The 2,505-nt window shown below is 68.1% G+C and carries 2 protein-coding genes and 1 pseudogene; 1 reads left to right on the top strand and 2 read right to left on the bottom strand.

Features of this window, described 5'->3' with window-relative positions:
- The first annotated feature begins 42 nt into the window (after nucleotides 1–42).
- A complete protein-coding gene (locus tag I5I_RS02665; protein ID WP_036316188.1) occupies nucleotides 43–1,947 on the top strand; it encodes an ABC transporter ATP-binding protein in 1,905 nt (634 codons plus the stop codon).
- A 6-nt stretch (nucleotides 1,948–1,953) separates the two neighbouring features.
- On the opposite strand, the gene I5I_RS02660 is transcribed toward I5I_RS02665, so the two are convergent.
- Together I5I_RS02660 and I5I_RS02655 are read right to left on the bottom strand one after the other, a co-directional pair.
- Complete coding sequence (locus tag I5I_RS02660) at nucleotides 1,954–2,154, bottom strand: hypothetical protein (protein ID WP_036316184.1); 201 nt, start codon at nucleotides 2,152–2,154, stop codon at nucleotides 1,954–1,956.
- Nucleotides 2,155–2,179: 25 nt separating this feature from the next.
- Nucleotides 2,180–2,505, bottom strand: a pseudogene (locus I5I_RS02655) (glycosyltransferase family 2 protein); the annotation flags it as partial.

Below are 2,505 nucleotides of genomic sequence, written 5' to 3'. Positions count from 1 at the left end.
CCCCTTCCGACGCGGGGTAGGATGACCCCGGTGAGCATGGGGATGGGCGGTATGGGCCCGGGCGGCGTTCCGGCGCCCTTTCGCGGTGTCGACGAGGGGGCGCAACGACGACGGAATGCGGAGGCCCCGGTCATCCCGAACCTCGGCGCTCGGGTCGTCGCCCTGTTCCGCCCCTACCGCGTGCGCATCCTGGTGACGGCGGTGATGGTCGTCGTCGGCGCGGCGATCGGCGTCGTGCCGCCCCTCATCGTGCAGCGGATCTTCGACGACGCGCTCTTTCCCACCGACGGCGCGCCGCCGGATCTCGCGCTTCTGCTGCGCTTGGTGCTCACGATGATCGGACTGTTCCTGTTCTCCGCCGTGCTCGGCGTCACGCAGACCTGGCTCACCTCGACGGTCGGGAATCGTGTCACGGGAGACCTGCGGGTTCGCTTGTTCGATCACCTGCAGGCGATGGAGCTGGGCTTTTTCACCCGCACGAAGACCGGGGTCATCCAGTCGCGACTGCAGAACGACGTCGGCGGCGTCTCGGACGTCCTGACCAATACGGTCACCAGCATCCTCGGAAACACGGTCACGGTGATCTCGGCGCTCGTCGCCATGATCCTCATCGACTGGCGGCTGACCGTCATCGCCGTCATCATGATGCCCGCGCTCGTGCTGGTGCAGAGGCGCGTGGGCCAGGTGCGGGCGCGCATCGCGGGTCAGACGCAGGAGTCGCTCAGCGAGTTGACCAGCATCACCCAGGAGACGCTGTCGGTGAGCGGCATCCTCCTGTCCAAGGCTTTCAACCGCCAGCGAGCGGAGTCGGAGCGCTACCGCGCCGAGAACCTCAACCAGGTGCGTCTCCAGGTGCGACGAGCCATGAGCGGCCAGGGCTTCTTCGCTGTCGTGCAGGTCATCATGGCGTCGGTGCCGGCGGTCATCTATCTGGTGTCGGGCTATCTCATCGCGGGCGGAACCGGCGCGATCACAGCCGGTACGGTCGTGGCGTTCACCACGGTGCAGGCGCGCCTGCTCCAGCCGCTGATGGGGCTGATGCGCGTCGCGCTGGATCTGCAGACCTCGCGGGCCCTGTTCGCGCGCATCTTCGAGTACCTGGACTTGACGCCGGCGATCGTCGACGCTCCCGGCGCGATCGAGGTGGGGCGCGCTCCCGGGCCGATCGGACGGGTCGAGTTCCGCGATGTCGTATTCCGCTACCCGGATGCCGCGGGTGACGCCCGCCCGACGCTCGACGGGGTCTCGTTCGTCGCCGAGCCCGGCCAGCACATCGCCTTCGTGGGGCCGTCCGGCGCGGGCAAGACCACCATCGTCTACCTGGCTCCCCGCCTCTACGAGGCGTCCGAGGGTGCGGTCGTCTTCGCCGGCCGGGACGTGCGCGGGCTCACTCAGGAATCGATCGTGGAGAACGTCGGGATCGTTTCCCAGGAGACGTACTTGTTCCACGCCACCATCGCCGACAACCTCCGCTATGCGAAGCCGGATGCCAGCGACGAGGAGCTCGTGGCGGCGTGCACGGCGGCGAACATCCACCACGCGATCGCGAACTTCGAGCACGGCTATGACACGGTCGTCGGCGAACGCGGCTATCGGCTCTCGGGCGGCGAGAAGCAGCGCATCGCGATCGCCCGCGTTCTGCTGAAGGACCCGCCGGTGCTGCTGCTGGACGAGGCCACGTCGGCTCTGGACACCGTGTCGGAACGGGTCGTGCAGGAAGCGCTGGACAATGTGGCGCGGGGGCGCACGACCATCTCCATCGCACACCGGCTGTCCACCGTCGTCGGTGCCGATGTCATCCATGTCGTCGAAGCGGGGCGCATCGTGGAGTCGGGAACCCATTCCGAACTCCTCGCCCAGGGCGGGCTCTATGCGGAGCTGGCCCTCGAGCAGATGGCGGCTGCGACGATCGAGGGCCTGGAGGCGCAGGCGCGGGAACAGGCCTGAAACAGCTCAGGCCGGCTTGTTCCCGTCTTCGGACCCGATCGCGTCCGTGGGGTACGGGATCGGCTCGTTCTCGGCGATCACCTTCGGCTTCGGGTTGACGAGATCCTCCGTGGAGAGGGCGGCGAGCTCGTCGATCTCGGCACGGATCTCGGCGAGATCGGGACCCGTGGGGCGATCGGGGAGGTGAGCGGCGTCGGAAGCGGTCATCCGCTCAGGATATCTCCGGTCCGTCTCACCACAGTTCTGCCGCGCTGCGCAACCGTGCCGCGGCGTGGTCGAGTTCGATGGACTCGGCATCCGCGCGATCATGGAGCACGCGGATGAACGCGCCGAGTGTGCGGCGGTACGCGTCGTCGGGACTGTCCTGCGCGATGCGGACGAGCGGAGGGACATCCATCTCCAGAATGAGACGGATGCGGGCACGGACGGCGGCGCGCTGGCCGGCGCCGTCGAGCACGGCGATGCCTCCGCTGAGGGCGTCGAGATAGTCCACGAGCACGGGGAGCAGATTCTTGTTCTGCGTGATCGATGAGCCATCGGCACGCTCGCGCCAGTGGA

The organism is Microbacterium sp. B24 (genome assembly GCF_000333415.1).
Lineage (GTDB): Bacteria > Actinomycetota > Actinomycetes > Actinomycetales > Microbacteriaceae > Microbacterium.
This window is presented reverse-complemented; position numbering and strand designations above follow the sequence as displayed.

Excerpts from the sequence above, each read along its gene's own strand:
- I5I_RS02665 (WP_036316188.1), top strand. The coding sequence starts at position 43 with ATGGGCGGTATGGGCCCGGGCGGCGTTCCGGCGCCCTTTCGCGGTGTC.
- I5I_RS02660 (WP_036316184.1), bottom strand. The coding sequence starts at position 2,154 with ATGACCGCTTCCGACGCCGCTCACCTCCCCGATCGCCCCACGGGTCCC.